This is a genomic window from Paenibacillus cisolokensis (assembly GCF_050481165.1).
GTDB classification, from domain to species: Bacteria; Bacillota; Bacilli; order Paenibacillales; family Paenibacillaceae; genus Paenibacillus_AH; species Paenibacillus_AH cisolokensis.
Genome location: NZ_JBCNFP010000017.1, coordinates 168,844 through 184,884 on the forward strand (window position 1 = coordinate 168,844; position 16,041 = coordinate 184,884).

The 16,041-nt window shown below is 59.3% G+C and carries 14 protein-coding genes; all 14 read right to left on the reverse strand.

Annotated elements, in window-relative coordinates:
* Window positions 1-103 precede the first annotated feature (103 nt).
* Window positions 104-1,060 (reverse strand): D-2-hydroxyacid dehydrogenase, encoded by a 957-nt coding sequence (locus tag ABEV74_RS03575; RefSeq protein WP_213529211.1) that lies wholly within the window; start codon window positions 1,058-1,060, stop codon window positions 104-106.
* Window positions 1,061-1,152: 92 nt separating this feature from the next.
* Window positions 1,153-2,301, reverse strand: a complete 1,149-nt coding sequence (locus ABEV74_RS03580) for an FtsW/RodA/SpoVE family cell cycle protein (protein ID WP_430143468.1) — start codon at window positions 2,299-2,301, stop codon at window positions 1,153-1,155.
* Between the two features lie 7 nt (window positions 2,302-2,308).
* Window positions 2,309-3,100, reverse strand: coding sequence for a septum site-determining protein MinD (minD, locus tag ABEV74_RS03585; protein ID WP_062491913.1), 792 nt, complete (start codon window positions 3,098-3,100; stop codon window positions 2,309-2,311).
* Window positions 3,101-3,103: 3 nt separating this feature from the next.
* On the reverse strand, window positions 3,104-3,763 hold the full coding sequence (minC, locus tag ABEV74_RS03590) for a septum site-determining protein MinC (protein ID WP_062491911.1): 660 nt from the start codon (window positions 3,761-3,763) through the stop codon (window positions 3,104-3,106).
* A gap of 63 nt (window positions 3,764-3,826) precedes the next feature.
* Window positions 3,827-4,351: a rod shape-determining protein MreD gene (gene mreD, locus ABEV74_RS03595; protein WP_062491908.1), complete on the reverse strand. Its 525-nt coding sequence runs from the start codon at window positions 4,349-4,351 to the stop codon at window positions 3,827-3,829.
* The gene (mreC, locus tag ABEV74_RS03600) at window positions 4,348-5,223 is read right to left on the reverse strand and encodes a rod shape-determining protein MreC (RefSeq protein ID WP_307860590.1); all 876 of its coding nucleotides are present in this window, start codon (window positions 5,221-5,223) and stop codon (window positions 4,348-4,350) included. Before mreC ends, mreD begins: the two co-directional genes overlap by 4 nt.
* A gap of 42 nt (window positions 5,224-5,265) precedes the next feature.
* Window positions 5,266-6,300 (reverse strand): rod shape-determining protein, encoded by a 1,035-nt coding sequence (locus ABEV74_RS03605; protein ID WP_062491904.1) that lies wholly within the window; start codon window positions 6,298-6,300, stop codon window positions 5,266-5,268.
* 42 nt (window positions 6,301-6,342) lie between these two features.
* Window positions 6,343-7,032: a RadC family protein gene (radC, locus tag ABEV74_RS03610; protein WP_062496635.1), complete on the reverse strand. Its 690-nt coding sequence runs from the start codon at window positions 7,030-7,032 to the stop codon at window positions 6,343-6,345.
* An 80-nt stretch (window positions 7,033-7,112) separates the two neighbouring features.
* On the reverse strand, window positions 7,113-7,763 hold the full coding sequence (locus ABEV74_RS03615) for a Maf family protein (protein WP_062496631.1): 651 nt from the start codon (window positions 7,761-7,763) through the stop codon (window positions 7,113-7,115).
* Window positions 7,764-7,786: 23 nt separating this feature from the next.
* Entirely contained in the window at window positions 7,787-8,029 is a 243-nt protein-coding gene (locus tag ABEV74_RS03620; RefSeq protein WP_430143471.1) for a DUF4321 domain-containing protein, read from the reverse strand.
* A gap of 57 nt (window positions 8,030-8,086) precedes the next feature.
* Window positions 8,087-9,637, reverse strand: a complete 1,551-nt coding sequence (locus ABEV74_RS03625; protein WP_430143473.1) for an SPOR domain-containing protein — start codon at window positions 9,635-9,637, stop codon at window positions 8,087-8,089.
* A 142-nt stretch (window positions 9,638-9,779) separates the two neighbouring features.
* Window positions 9,780-11,132, reverse strand: coding sequence for a UDP-N-acetylmuramate--L-alanine ligase (gene murC, locus ABEV74_RS03630; protein WP_430143485.1), 1,353 nt, complete (start codon window positions 11,130-11,132; stop codon window positions 9,780-9,782).
* Window positions 11,133-11,186: 54 nt separating this feature from the next.
* Window positions 11,187-12,560: a bifunctional folylpolyglutamate synthase/dihydrofolate synthase gene (locus tag ABEV74_RS03635; protein ID WP_062491899.1), complete on the reverse strand. Its 1,374-nt coding sequence runs from the start codon at window positions 12,558-12,560 to the stop codon at window positions 11,187-11,189.
* 28 nt (window positions 12,561-12,588) lie between these two features.
* The gene (locus tag ABEV74_RS03640) at window positions 12,589-15,246 is read right to left on the reverse strand and encodes a valine--tRNA ligase (RefSeq protein ID WP_430143475.1); all 2,658 of its coding nucleotides are present in this window, start codon (window positions 15,244-15,246) and stop codon (window positions 12,589-12,591) included.
* Window positions 15,247-16,041 lie beyond the last annotated feature (795 nt).

Below are 16,041 nucleotides of genomic sequence, written 5' to 3' on the forward strand. Positions count from 1 at the left end.
TTTCCGCATATGAGTATGAACGGATGCAGCATTCAGCAAGTATGTTCCGCATATGCGTATGAACGGAGCAGGGTGCAGACAAGGATGTTTCCGCGAGCGGCGTTTAGTTGACCCGGTTCACCGTCTCCCCTGCGATAAAACGTTCCAGATTGAAGGCGGCCATTCCGATCAGTCGTGCGCGCGCCTCCCGGGTCGCCCAGGCGATGTGCGGCGTCACGATGCAGTTGTCGAGCCCTATCAGCGGGTGGTCGGCTGCAGGCGGTTCAACAGAGAGCACATCCAATCCCGCACCTGCAATGCGCCCTTCCCGGAGAGCTTCCGCCAGATCGGCTTCCGCTATATGTCCGCCGCGTGCCGTATTGATGAGCAAGGCGGTCCGCTTCATCATCGCGATCGTCTCGCGATTGATCATCTCTTTCGTCTCCGGCGTCAACGGACAATGCAGAGAAACGATGTCCGACCGGCGCAGCAGTTCTTCCAACGTCACATAGGAGACATGTTCCAGCCCGGCTACCCGTTTCTCCGTTCTCGTATGTACCATGACGTTCATGCCGAACGCGGTCGCCAACCGAGCCGTCTGCCGCCCGATTTCGCCGAATCCGACAATGCCGATCGTCTTGCCGGCCAGTTCGACAAGTGGCGATTTGGAGAACGTGAAGTCGGGGGAAGCCGCCCACTCGCCGGCATTGACCGCATCCGCATGTCGCTGCACGCGGTGGCAGTGCTCCAATATTAAGGCGAATACAAGCTGCGCGACAGACATCGAGCTGTAGTCCGGCACGTTCGTCACGACGATTCCGCGTTTGGCCGCGGCCTCGATGTCGACTATGTTGTAGCCGGTGGCCAGCACGCCGATATAACGCAGCTTCGGCAGCCGGTTCAACGCTTCGGCGTCAATCGGCGTCTTGTTCGTCAGCACCGCTTCCGCTTCGGCGGCCCGTTCCGCAACCTCTTCGGCCTTCGTCCGGTCGTAAACCGTCAAGCGGCCGAGCCGTTCGAGCGGCTGCCAGCTCATGTCTCCCGGATTCGTCGCATATCCGTCCAGCACTACGATCTTCATCCCCATCGCCCTTTCTTTCCCGGTATTGGTTGGTCGGACTATATTTGAACTATATATTGCAACAAGCCATCCGGCATTCCGGACGGCTTGCGTCAATCGTTCAACTGGTATACTTCCTGATGTGCCCGTATGCTGAATACGAGCCCGATACAAAACATATTGATCAGCAGCGAAGTTCCGCCATAACTGACGAACGGCAGCGTAATGCCGGTAATCGGCATCAGCCCGATCGTCATGCCGATATTTTGGAAAATTTGAAAGACGAACATCGACACGATGCCGATGACGATAAACGACGCTCTCAGATCGTGACACTGGAAAGCGGTAATGATCATCCGGTAGATCAACAGGAAGTAGAGCAGCAGCAAAATCGCCGCCCCCTGGAAACCGAATTCCTCGCCGACGACGACGAAGATCGAGTCCGAATACGGGTACGGAATGAAGCCGCGGTTTTTCATGTCCCCCTGCATAAAACCGTCTCCCGTCAAACCGCCCGAACCGATGGCGATTTTGGCGTTTTCGGCCTGATGCCGCTCATCCGATGTCGCCTCCGACGGGTTGACGAACGTATTGATCCGCTGGTACCAGTGAAGCTTCTTCTTGTCTTCCAGGTATTGTTTAATTTCGGCATTGTACGTATTGAACAGCATGACGAACGCGACGAGCCCCGCAACGACGATCGCCGTGCCGGTCAGCACATGCGTATATTTGACGTTGCCGATCCACAGCATGCCGAGCGCGATCACCAGGTAAATGACGGCGTTGCCGAGGTCGGGCTGCGCCATAACAAGGACAAACGGGATGCCGACGAAGACGCCGATCGGCACCAGATCTTGCGCAAACGTCAACGGGGCGCCCTTGCGCCTGCCCATCAGCACCGCGATGCCGATAATGAGAAACAGCTTGACCGCTTCCGCAGGCTGAAAGAGCAAATCGCCAGGCAGCTTGAACCAGCCTTTCGCCCCGTTAATTTCCGGCACGAACAAGAGAACGGCGACAAGCATGACGATGCCGATGCCATACAAGACATGCCATACTTTGAGAAAAACCCGGTAATCGATCATGGATACGAACAGCACCACGATAAACCCGAGACCGTAAAAAATAAGCGTTTTCGTATCGTAGCTGGCATATCGCGGATCGCCGTACGTCGCGCTTCTGACGACGAAAAAGCTGATGATCATAAACAAACCTAGCAGTAGAAGAATGCCCCAGTCGAATTTTTTCAGTTTGTTGATCACCGCGAGCTCATCCTATTCCCAAAAACTTGCGAAACCGGCTAAATACGCCGCTCTTCTCTTCCAGCGGCATTAACGGCACCATATCGCCCAGTATCCGGCGTGCAATGTTGCGGTAAGCGATCGCCGCCCGCGAGGACGGATTCATCACGGTAGGCTCTCCGGCGTTGGCCGACTTGATCACCTTCTCGTCGTCGGGGACGATGCCGAGCAGATCGATGGCAAGAATGTTGCAAATGTCTTCGACATCCAGCATCTCGCCGGATTTGACCATGTTCGCCCGAATGCGGTTGATGATCAGCTTCGAAGGCAGCTGCGATTGCTCCAGCAGGCCGATGACCCGGTCCGCGTCGCGCACGGCCGCATTTTCCGGCGTCGTCACGATAATGGCCCGGTCCGCCCCGGCGACCGCATTGCGGAATCCCTGTTCGATGCCGGCCGGACAATCGATAATGACGTAGTCATGGTCCTTCTTCAGCTCCATGACCATATCCTTCACCTGCTCGGGCGTCACATCGTGCTTGTCTTTCGTCTGTGCGGCCGGCAGCATATACAATTCATCGAACCGCTTGTCCTTGACGAGCGCTTGCTGAAGGCGGCAGCGGCCTTGGGCCACGTCGACGAGATCGTAGATGATCCGGTTTTCGAGTCCCATCACGACATCAAGGTTGCGCAATCCGATATCGGTATCCACCATGCACACCTTCTTGCCGAGCAGGGCGAGAGCCGTCCCCAGATTGGCGGAAGTGGTCGTTTTGCCGACCCCGCCCTTGCCCGACGTTACGACAATCGCTTCTCCCATGATTTACACTCCTTTAAAGAAGACCGATTCTTTGCGCAGGCGGTGAAGCTGCGTCGTCTTGTCGACCTTCATAACTCCGTCCTGCAAAAAGGCGTATTCCATCGCCGCGTCCCCGCTGATCCATTCTTCCGGCGGCCGGCTGATCACCCCGGCGATGCGAAGCTGCGTCGGGCGCAGCAGCGAGGCCGCGATGACCGCCTTCTCGTCGCCGTCGCAGCCGGCATGCGCCATCCCCCGCAGCGCGCCCAGCACATAGATGTTTCCCGTGCAGCGCAGCGCACCGCCGGGGTTCACGTCGCCGAGCAGCAGCAGATCGCCTTCGTGCTCGACCGTCTGGCCGGAGCGGACGATCGCCGTCATGACCTTCAGCGCCAGCCTGCCGGCCGCCATCTCCGCGGGATGCTCGGATTCGATCGACTGAACGAGCAGATTGCCCTGCTGACGAATGACAGCCCGAAGCCGCTCCTTCTCATCTTCGTTGACGCGCCGGTTGCCGAGCTTCACCTGAACGTGAACGAGCGGGCCCGATAACAGCTGCTGGTGGGTATTTTCCAGCTTGTACCGGAGCTCGTCCAGCAGCGCGGAAAACTCGCACCGGTCGTCAAGCAGGAACACGAGACCGTCTTTTACGCCCTTGATCGTAATATACTGTTTATCGGCCACGTCCGTCCCTCCCTGAACTTATACCTTTCGTCCCGGAACCGGCGGATTCCTGCCGGCAGCCCGCTATTCCTCCTCGCCTGACTTTTGTCTGGGAGCGATCCGTTCAAACCATCGTCTTGCCGGTATGTAAAAGACAAGAGCAAAGATCAGCTGGAGAAATAAACTGGGAGCGATATGATCGATAATGGCCCAGTCATAAGTTTCAGTCGAAATGCGAAAGACGCTGTAAATGAAGTATACGCCCGAATCGTAGGCGAATGTGGCCAAACCGATTATGGCAAGCGCCATGACGAGCGTGATCCGTTTGTTCGCCGCCAGCAAACCGGCCGTGTAGCCGAGCAGGCCCATCAGAAACGTATGAACGCCCATCAGATGGCCGTAATAGACGATATCCTGAAGAAGTCCGAAGCCGATTCCGAGACCGAACGCCATATACCGGCTGCCGTACAGACCCGCGAACAGAACGAACGCGAACACGAAATGGGGAACGATCCGGTCGCCGAAGCCGACCGGAACGAGCCACGGCACGATCGTTCCTTCCAGCATGAAAAGCAGCAGCATAATCCCGATCAGGCCGTACCGGTTCATTCCGACGTCTCCTCTTGACCCGGCACTTCCACGACGAACACTTCCGACAAATGGTCGAAATCGACCGCCGGGCGGACGGATGCCACTTTCGTCAATCCCATGTCGCCGACCTGCACCGTTTCCACCGTTCCGATCGTAAGTCCGCGAGGATAGACGTTGCCGAAGCCCGACGTAATGACCGTATCCCCGACAGTCATTTCGTCGTTCTCGGGAATTTTGTTCATATGCAGCATGCCCGTTTCATCGTCATAGCTGCTGACGATGCCGAATGACTTGTCCTCTCTGCCGCGAATGGTCGCCGCGATCGACTTGGACGTCAGCGAGCTGTCGTCCAGTTCCGTCAGCGGCATCACTTCGGCATGGAACGGCGATACCTTGCTGACGATGCCGACAAGGCCTTCCACGCTCGTCACGGCCATATTCGTACGGACGCCGTCCTTGGAGCCGAGATTGATGCGGATCGTTCGGTTGTACGGATCGGGGCTGACCGCCACGACCTGAGCGATCATATATTTGTATTTGTACAGACTCTGCTGCCGTTCCGTGAAGCCGAGCTCTTTCTTCAGCCGTTCGTTCTCGTTCCGGACAAAATTGTACTCCGCCTTATCCCTTGCATAGGCAGCGGCCAGCTGCCGCAACTGCTCGTTCTCTTCGCGCAGCGTACGCAGCGTACGGATATCCTCAAACAAGCCCGCCATATAACCAGCGGGCTTGTAGAACCATTGCTGAACGAATCCGACCGTATCTTTGATAAAGTTTTCCGGCCAGGACAGGTTCTTGCGGTCGGCAATGGAGAAGCCGATCACCGCAATGAACAAGATCAGACCGAGCATGAGCACGAACAACCTTTTATTCCGGATGTGTTTAGACACTTCAATCACCCGCCCATTCCTTCACCCGACCGCTAGCGGACATTAACGTCTGGAACGGGACGCAGCGCCGCCTTTATTTTTGAACAGATGGATATTGTCAAGCGCCCGGCCGGTGCCGATCGCAACGCAGTCGAGCGGATTTTCCGCCACGATGACCGGCATGCCCGTCTCGCGCGCGAGCAGCTTGTCCAAATTGCGCAGCAGCGCTCCGCCGCCCGTCAACACGATTCCGCGGTCCATAATATCTGCGGAGAGCTCCGGCGGACATTTCTCGAGCGTAATTTTGACGGCTTCCACAATCGCGTTCACCGTATCGGTCAACGCTTCGGTAATTTCGTCCGACGTGATCGAGAGCGTCTTCGGCAAGCCCGTAACGAGGTCCCGGCCGCGAATTTCCATCGACTCCGTCTTTTCCAGCGGCAGCGCCGTCCCGATGTCCATCTTGAGCTGCTCGCTTGTCCGTTCGCCGATCATCAGGTTGTACATCCGCTTGATGTACTGGATAATCGCTTCATCCATTTCATCTCCCGCGATGCGGATCGAACGGCTCGTCACGATACCGCCGAGCGAAATGACCGCCACCTCGGTCGTGCCGCCGCCGATATCGACGACCATGCTTCCGGTCGGTTCCCATACGGGCAGATCGGCGCCGATCGCAGCAGCGAAAGGCTCTTCGATCGTGTACGCCTCCCGTGCGCCCGCCTGTTTCGTCGCATCTTCAACGGCCCGCTTCTCCACCGCCGTAATTCCCGAAGGAACGCATACCATCACGCTGGGATGGCGGGGAAACAGCGAGCGCTGCTTCTGGGCTTGGCGAATAAAATACTTGATCATCGTCGCCGTCGTTTCGAAGTCGGCGATGACGCCGTCCTTCATCGGACGGACGGCGCGAATGTTGCCGGGCGTGCGCCCGATCATCTTCTTCGCGTGTTCGCCGACCGCTTCGATCGTTTTCGTATCGGTACGCAGGGCTACCACGGAAGGCTCCCTGACTACAATTCCTTTGCCTCTGACATATACGAGAGTATTCGCCGTTCCAAGGTCGATACCCAGGTCTCTTGTAAAACCACCAAACATGTTCGTTCTCCCTTCTTCGATCCGACAATCCCTATTATTATATTACAAGAGACCTTGTTCCTTCAAACTGACATAGCGCCCATCGCCGATGACAATATGATCCAGCACGTCGATGCCAACCAGTTCCCCGGCTTCGGCAAGCCTCTTCGTCAATGCGACGTCCTCCGGACTCGGGGAAGGATCTCCGCTGGGATGGTTGTGCACGCAAATGATCGACGCGCTGCTGCACTTGATCGCGGCCCGGAACACCTCGCGCGGGTGGACGAGCGAGGCGTTCAGCGTGCCGACGGACAGCGTTTCCTGGGTAATGACCTGGTTTTTCGTATTCAGAAACAAACAGACGAAATGTTCTTTCTTCAAATAGCGCAGATCGGCCATGACGATGTTCGCGGCATCCTCGGGTCTGCGGATCGTGACGGGCCCGTCCGTCCGCTCGCGGTTGATCCGCCGCCCCAGTTCGATGCCGGCCATCAGCTGCAGCGCTTTGGCTTGTCCGATGCCGCGGATGGCGGTCAATTCTTCAAGCGACATATCCAGCAAATTGCGCAAGCTCCCGCATTCCTTCAACACTCTGCCGGCCAGGTGAACGGCGGATTCCCGTCTCGTCCCCGTGCGCAGCAAAATCGCCAGCAGCTCGGCATGACTCAGCGCTTCGGCCCCATAGTTCATCATGCGCTCTCTCGGTCGGTCTTCATGGGGGACATCGCGCAGAACGTAACTGGGCTGCGTCATTATGTCCATCCCTGCCTTTACCGTACGTTTCTTTTCTTCGGATTCTTCGTTTCGTTAAAGCACGTCAAATTACGTCTACGTCAAAGTACGTCTACGCCAAATTCCGACAGCATATCCGCGAGCAGCGGCAACGGCAGGCCGACGACGTTGAAATAACAGCCTTCGATTCGCTCGACAAGCGTGGCGCCGAGCCCTTGAATCCCGTACGAGCCGGCCTTGTCCATCGGCTCGCCGGTCCGCACATAGCGGCGGATTCGTTCGTCATCGAGCGGCTTCATCGTCACCCGCGTCGAACGGTGTCGCACGAGCTCGCGTCCGTCCGCCGTACCGATCAAGGCAACGCCGGTATATACGTCATGCGAGCGCCCCTGCAGCCGCCTCAGCATCGAAACGGCTTCGTCTTCGGACTGCGGCTTGCCGAGAACTTGTCCGTCCAGCACGACGATCGTGTCGGCTCCGACGATAACCGACGGAGGGGCTTCCTCGCCGCGCAGCATGGCCGCCGCAGCCCGCGCTTTGCGCAGCGCCAACTGTTCCACCGTCGCAGCCGGCGTCCACGCCGGGTCGGACGTTTCGTCGACATCGGTCGAAATAAGACGAACCGGCAAGGAAAGGCCGAGCAATGCGACCAGTTCCCGCCGGCGCGGCGAAGAAGAAGCCAGCACAAGCTGGCGGATATCGTGATGGATTCGCTCTGAAGTTCGCGTCGTCACATTGCGCACTCCTTTCATCCGCCGGTTGCCGGCGGGGATCGTTACATCCTGCGGTACAGCCAAACGGCCAGAACGGCTCCGATGATGCTCAGCAGGCTCAGTTCGAGGCCGATCGTCAAGTCAAACCGAAATACGTGCAGATCGGCTGCCGGAGACAGGTTAATGCTTTCGGTTTGCGTTAAAAAAGTCAGGCCCGGCATCTGCGGCAGCCATCGGGCCACAAGCGCGCCGGCCAGCAATCCCAGCACAATGAACAGCATCAGTATCCAGCCGTTTTTCTTCATCGTTCAACGCCTCTCGCCAAGTATTGACATATTTATTATAAGCGCCAACAGACGTCTTTACAATGCGGATGCCGATTCCCTCCAACCTTTTTCGGCGAGAACGGCGTTCATCAGCGCGCTCTGCACCGACCACAGATGGGAAACAGCCGGCTTCCGGTTATATTCCTCCAATGCCACAGCGGCGGAATTGAGCGATTTGACGATTTCCGCAATGGCCGTCTTGCCGGCACCATCGCCCGCTCCGGCTTGCGCCGCGGCGGCCGCTTTGGTCCACTGCTCGTGCGTTTCCTTCCAGCTTTCGACGGCCGCTTCCCCGATTGGCGACAGGGACGGCTGCTCCAACTGGGCGACCGTCAGCTTGCCCAGCTGCCCGACCAGCTCGCCGGTAAGGTCGATGAAGGATTGCAATTCCTCGGATTTGCCTGCGAAAGGAAGACTGGTTGCGGCCGGAACGTCCACCTGCTTGATAAATACTTCGAGATCCGGCATCCTGGCGCTGAGCGCGAGCGCTTCGCTGCGATTGTCGGCGATGCCGGCATAGACGCGGAAATCGGCATCCGTCGAAAGCGCGGCGGCGGCCAGCCCCTTGTCCTTCAACTGGGCGATCGCCGCATCCCGGCCTTCGCTGCTGCTGAATACGCCGAATTGCAGCATCTGATACGTCCTTTCCGGCGCTTTCACGGCGACTGTGCCGGCCGGATTCGCGGCGGCATTCCGCTCTTCGCCGGCGCCGGATTCCGGAGCCTTCTCCCCGTCCTCCCCGGAGGCGGGAACCGACGTTTCGTCTCCGGGCGATGCTGTCGCACCCTCCTGACTCGTCTGCTCCGCCCCCGGCCGGTCGGACGGAAGCGAGGGCTGATCGGCAAAAAGCGATAGCAGCACATAGCCGAACAGCGCCCCGGTCGCGATCGCGCCGGTGACCGACAGGAACACTTTCATCCATGACGGCCCCCGTGCCGGGCCGCGCGAGCGCACGGTAGAGTAACGGCCGAAGCTGCCGAACCGGGAGGACGAAGCGGCTTCCGCATCCCGCTCGATCACCGGCCCTTCCCGATGCGGCGCCTTCGGCATCAAATCGGGCAGGTCTTCGCCGTCGGCCGGAAGCAAAAGCGATGCGTCCGCCGAAAACCAGTAGCTTCCTCCGTCCGCAGCGTCTGCCGCGGCGGTCCGCGCACCGTCCGGCCGGAGCGCGTCCGGACGGCCGCCTCCGGCCGTTGCCGGCCCGGACGCCGTTACGGACGGCGGCGCGCCTTTCGAACTTCTCCGGGCATCTTCCGCGCTCTTGACCGCGCCGACTTTGATTGTGCCGTTTTTCGCCTGGCCGGTTTTGGCGCTGCCGCTATTGGCCCCTTTGCGCTCCGCAGACGCATGGTCCGCATCCGTGTCGCGGATCAGTTGCTCCAGCGCGCCGATATCGTCCTGGAATGGACTTTTCCAGGAAGCGATTTCCGTCGTAAACGTCATCTCCTCGCGGTCCCGCCCGATCGGCACAACCTTCGCCTCGCCGCCCTTCGTCTCGCCGCCGCCTTCCGGACCGTTCGTCCGCTTCGCGCCAAACTCCGCCGTTTTATGGTCAAACCGGTACGTGATACGCGCTTTCGGGTTCATATCGCTCTCTCCTTGTCCCATATCTTCTACTATGATCATATGAGCCCATTGATAGAGTTATGATTGTCCCCGCCCCGAAAGCAAGAAAAACGCAAAGAAGCCTCCGGCTTCCGCTTGTGACAGCGGTTCGGAGGCTTCCATGTTATACCGGATGTTTCGTTTTGAGCGTCTGGACGAGACCGTCCGCCGCTTTCCAAATATCGCCCGCTCCCATCGTAATGACGAGATCGCCCGGCCGCACCGTTTCTGCCAGATGGGCCTGTACTTCTTCTTTGGTCGCCATGTAATCGGTGTTCGGATTGCTGTTTTGGCGAATAAGCTCGACAAGCTTCCGCGAATGAACGCCTTCGATTTGCTGCTCGCCGGCCGGCGAATAAATATCGGTAATGATGACCCGGTCCGCTTCCGAGAAAGCCCGGCTGAATTGCTCCAGCAAAAAGAAGGTGCGCGAATAACGCTGCGGCTGAAATACCGCCACAATCCGTTTGCTCGTCGCCTTGGCCGCGCTGATCGTCGCCTGAATCTCCGTCGGATGATGGGCGTAATCGTCAATGACGAGGATATCGTTCACTTCGCCCAGCACCTGAAAACGCCGTTTCGCCCCGCGGAAGGAACGGATCGCCTCGGCGATATCCTCGAAGGCGATTCCCGCCTCCAGACACGCGATAACCGTGGCCAGCGCATTGTACACATTGTGCAGCCCCGGCACCGACAGCTCGATCGTGCCGAGCGCGGCGCCGTTGCGCGTCACCGCGAACGATACCATCCGGTCTCCGAGCGCGATGCGCTCCGCTTTGAATTCCGCATCGCCTTCGACCGCGTACGTCACGATGCGGCGGTCGTCGGAAAAATCGGCTTCGAGGCGGGGCAGCAGCTCGCGCAAGTTGTCGTCGTCGGCGCAGACGATCGCCCGGCCGCCCGGCTTGATCTGACGCAGAAACTGCACGTAAGCGGCCTTCAGCTTGCCGAAGTCGCCGTCGTAATTTTCAAGATGATCGGGCTCGATGTTGGTCACGACGCCGATAGCCGGCCGGTATTGCAGAAACGAGCCGTCGCTTTCGTCGGCTTCCGCCACGACATAATCGCCTTTGCCCGCCTTCGCGTTCGTCCCGACGTTGACGATTTCCCCTCCGATAACGTAGGTCGGATCCAGCTTGCACATCTCCATTACGAGCGCGATCATGGATGAGGTCGTCGTCTTCCCGTGCGCCCCCGCCACCGCCACGCCTTTGCCGGCATTCATGATGCGGGCGAGCATCTGGGCGCGATGAAGCACCGGAATGTTCAACTCTTCCGCCGCTCTGCGCTCCACATTGTCTTTTGCCAGCGCGGTGGAATAGACGACCAGATCCGCTCCCTGAACATGCTTGGCCTCGTGGCCGATATAGATGCGCGCGCCTTTGGCCGCCAGCTTCTCCGTCAGTTCCTGGCGGGCGACGTCCGATCCGGTCACCGTGTAACCCATTTCCAGCATAACTCTGGCGATCGCGCTCATGCCGTAGCCGCCGATGCCGATGAAATGTACATGTTCTGCCGAATTCACAGAGACTCACCAACCTTTTTCATTATCCGAGTTGCTCAACAGACGGGAACGGACATCAGCGATCAAATAGAGCGTACCGGTCACGACCGCCAGATCGCCGGAGCCGGTCGTCCGGCGCAGCCGCTCCAGCGCTTCCCGCCAATCCGGCACGACTGCCAGTTCCACGTGCAGGTCCATCTCCTTCATCATATCCCGAGCGAGCTCTCCCAAAGCTTCCGCCGCCATCGCTTTGCGGAAATCAGGCGCCGTTACGATCAGCGAATCCACTAGTGGCAGTATATGCTTCAGTACGTTGCGATGTTTCTTGTTCTCAAGCATACCGATCATGACATGCAGCTTCTCGTACCGATACGTATCGGTCAGCGCCGACGCCAACGTTTCCGCGCCTTCGGGATTATGGGCGCCGTCAAGCAGGATGCGCGGATTGTCGGATACCATCTCCAGCCTTCCCGGCCATGCCGTCTCGCGCAGACCGGCGGCCAAATCCTCGTCCTCTACGATCAGCGCGTAATACTGCCGCAGCACTTCCAGCGTCATGATCGCGACAGCCGCGTTCTTCCGCTGATGCGCGCCGTTCATCGTAATCGTCAGCGGCTCAATATTGCGGAACAATCCTTCGAAGCGGAACGTCTGCTCGTTTTCGCGCACCTCGATCGGCGTCTCGCGAAACTGCTTTCCGTACAAATACAGTGTGCTGCTCTTCCGCTCCGCCGTCTCCCGGATCACCTCGATCGCTTCCGGCTGTTCGACCGCGCTCACGACGGGGACGCCGGCCTTGATGATGCCCGCCTTCTCGCTGGCCACCTGGACGATCGAATCGCCGAGAATGTCCATATGGTCGTGCCCGACATTCGTAATGACCGAGACGACCGGCGTCACGACGTTCGTTACGTCCAGCCGGCCGCCAAGGCCCGTCTCCCATACGACGTAGTCGGGGTAGGTGACCGTCGCGTAATAGAGCAGCGCAAGCGCCGTCGATACTTCGAACATCGTCGGCGATCCGAGCGGAGTCGCCGCGATCTCGTCCACTTCCGGCTTGAGCCGGTTGGCCAATGCCGTCAACGTTTCTTCCGGGATATCCTCGCCGTTATATTGAAAACGATTCGTAAACTTCGTGAGATATGGGGACGTGTACGTCCCCACATCGTAACCGCACCGAATCAACACGCTCGTCAAATAAGCGCAGACCGAGCCTTTGCCGTTCGTGCCGGCCACATGAATAAATTTCAGCCGGCGCTCCGGATGGCCGAGCCTTTCCAGCAAAAGATTGATTCTCTCCAGGCCCGGCCGGATGCCGAAAGGAACGAGGCCGTTAATCCAGTCGGCCGCCTCCCGGTAGGTGGCGAACGGTTCCGTCTGCCGATTCGTCGTTTCCGTCATCGCAGCATTTCCTTCTTTCCGTTCGCGGTCAGCCGCGAAGCTCGGCGATTCTCGCCAGCACTTTCGCACGCTTGTCCGCGTAGTCTTTCAATTTGTTGCGTTCTTCCTCGATTACTTTGGCCGGAGCTTTCGCCATAAAGCCTTCGTTGGCCAGCTTCCTCTCGATCCGTTCGACCTCGCCGTTCAACGTTTTCAGCTCTTTTTCCAGGCGGGCGATCTCCTGCTCGATGTCGATCAGTCCGGCAAGCGGCAAGAACAGCTCGGCCCCCGTCACAACCGCGGACATCGCCTTGTCCGGTCCGGCAAGAGCAAGACCGATCTCCAATTGCGACGTGCCGCAGAACCGCTCGATAAAATCGCGGTTGCGGTTCAGGATCGCTTCCTCCGTCTCTCCGGAAGGCTTGACGATCAGCTCGACCTTGCGGCTCATCGGCGCTCCGACCTCGGCGCGAATGTTGCGCACGGCGCGAATAAGCTCCATCAGCAGCTCCATCTCGCGCACCGCTTCCGGTGCTTCGAACGCGGCGTCATACGTCGGCCAGGCGGCCAGCGTAATCGTTTCGCCCTCATGCGGCAGATGCTGCCAGATTTCCTCGCTGATGAAAGGCATGAACGGATGGATGAGCCGCAGCGTCCGGTCGAGCACGTAAGCGAGCACCGACTGCGTGGCGCGCTTCGCTTCCTCGTCCTGGCCATACAGATTGAGCTTGGCAAACTCGATATACCAATCGCACAGATCGTCCCAGATGAAATTGTACAGCAATCGGCCCGTTTCTCCGAATTCGTACTGGTCGATCAAGCGGGTTATATCGCGCGCCGTTTCGTTCAGCCGGTGCAAAATCCATCTTTCCGCCGTGCCGAGCTTGCCGGAAAGATCGATGTCCGACACTTTAAAGCCTTCCAGATTCATAAGGGCAAAGCGGGACGCGTTCCAGATCTTGTTCGCGAAGTTGCGCGCCTGCTCGACCTTCTCTTTGCGGTAGCGCAAATCCTGGCCGGGCGTAATGCCGGTCGACAGCATGAAGCGCATCGCATCCGCGCCGTACTGCTCGATCACATCGAGCGGATCGACGCCGTTGCCAAGCGACTTGGACATCTTCTGCCCGTTCTCGTCGCGGACGAGGCCGTGCAGCAGCACGTCGCGGAACGGAATCGTTCCGGTAAATTCGAGCGCGGTGAAAATCATCCGGGCCACCCAGAAATAGATGATGTCGTAGCCTGTGACAAGCAGGTCGGTCGGATAATACCGCTTCATGTCTTCCGTCTCCGACGGCCAGCCGAGCGTCGAGAACGGCCACAGCGCCGAACTGAACCATGTATCCAGCACGTCCTCGTCCTGGCGGAGCGGGCCGCCGCATGCGGGACAATCGGTCATGTCTTCCCGCGAAACATGAAGCTCGCCGCAGCCGTCGCAATACCAGGCCGGAATCCGGTGACCCCACCACAGCTGGCGGGAGATGCACCAGTCGCGGACGTTCTCGATCCAGTGCAAGTAAATTTTTTCGAACCGGTCGGGTACGAAACGGACGCCTTTGCCGGCCTTCTGCTCTTCGATCGCCCGCTCCGCGAGCGGCTCCATCGCGACGAACCACTGCGTCGACAAGTACGGCTCGACGACGGCTCCGCTGCGCTCGCTATGGCCGACCTGATGAACGTGATCCTCGATTTTGACCAGGACGCCCTGCTCTTTCAGATCGGCCACGATCCGCTTGCGGCATTCGGCCCTGTCGAGCCCTTGATACGGGCCGGCATTCTCGTTCATTACGCCGCTTTCGTCCATGACGATAATTTGCGGAAGATCATGCCGCAGGCCGACCTCGAAGTCGTTCGGATCGTGAGCCGGCGTAATCTTGACGGCGCCGGAACCGAAATCTTTCTCCACGTACTCGTCGCCGATAATCGGAATTTCACGGCCGAGTATAGGCAGCACGAGCGTTTTGCCGATCAGATGCTTGTAGCGCTCGTCTTCCGGGTGAACGGCGACGGCCGTATCGCCCAGCATCGTCTCCGGCCGGGTCGTCGCCACCGTCAACGTGCCGCTGCCGTCCTTGAGCGGATATTGGAGATGATAGAGATGGCCGTTGACTTCTTTATACTCCACTTCGATGTCCGACAATGCCGTGCGGGCGGCCGGGTCCCAGTTGATAATCTTCTTGCCGCGATAGATCAGACCTTTGTCGTACAGCCGGACGAACACTTCGCGCACCGCGCGCGACAGCCCTTCATCGAGCGTAAACCGCTCGCGGGAATAATCGAGCGAGAAGCCCATTTTGGCCCACTGCTCGCGGATCGTTTCGGCGTACCGCTCCTTCCATTCCCATACTTTCTCGAGGAATGCCTCGCGTCCCAGATCGTAGCGCGTTACGCCCTCCTCGCGAAGCCGCTGCTCCACCTTCGTCTGCGTGGCGATCCCCGCATGGTCGGTACCCGGCAGCCACAGCGCATCGTAACCCTGCATCCGCTTCGCGCGAATCATAATGTCCTGAAGCGTGAAATCGAGCGCATGACCGATATGCAGCATACCCGTAACGTTCGGCGGCGGGATGACGATCGTGTACGGCTTCGCATCCGGCCTTACGCCAGCCTTGAAAAAATTGCCTTTTATCCAATAATCGTACCATTTTTGCTCCGCCTGCTTCGGATCGTACGTCGTCGGCATCGCCGTCGCCGTCTGATTGTCTGCCATTTGACTCAACCTCCATGAAATCGGGCTCAGCGGCCCATAAAATAGAAAAAGCCCCCGTCCGCCAAAGGACGAAAGGGCTGTGCTCTTCCGTGGTACCACCTTCATTCCGCACCGCCTGCTACGGCGTAATGCGGCACTCGGACAGATAACGGCTGCTGCCGGCCTGCCTTGGCTGAATCGAGCATCGGGCAGGCGACTCCGGGGCGACCTGTCGCAGCAACATCCTGCGGAACTCTCAGCTGCAACTATTCCGCTCTCTGAAGGCTTGGCTTGCGACTCTTCCCTTTCTTCGTCTTTATACAAAGTTATATCCTTAATCATACCTGCGTTATACGTCTTTCGTCAATATAAGCGGCGACCTATTTTGAAAGTGGCAATAGCGGGCGGGGAACACGCTGCGCGGGGGCGGGGCGTTCGCGCACCTCAGGGACGCTAGGGGCCCGACTGCGGCGCAGGGGGCGGGCATTCGCGCACCCAGGGGCGCTATGGGCCTGACTGCGGCGCAGGGGGCGGGCATTCGCGCACCCCAGGGGCGCTATGGCTCGCCCGCGGCGCAGGGGGCGGGCGTTCGCGCACTCCAGGGGCGCTAGGGGCCCGACTGCGGCGCAGGGGGCGGGCATTCGCGCACCCCAGGGGCGCTATGGGCCCGGCAGCGGCGCAGGGGGCGGGCGTTCGCGCACTCCAGGGGCGCTAGGGGCCCGGCAGCGGCGCGGGGGCGGGGTGTTTGCGCACCTCAAGTGCGCTAGGGGCCCGCCAGCGCGCAGGGGGCGGGCGTTCGCGCACCCCAGGGGCGCT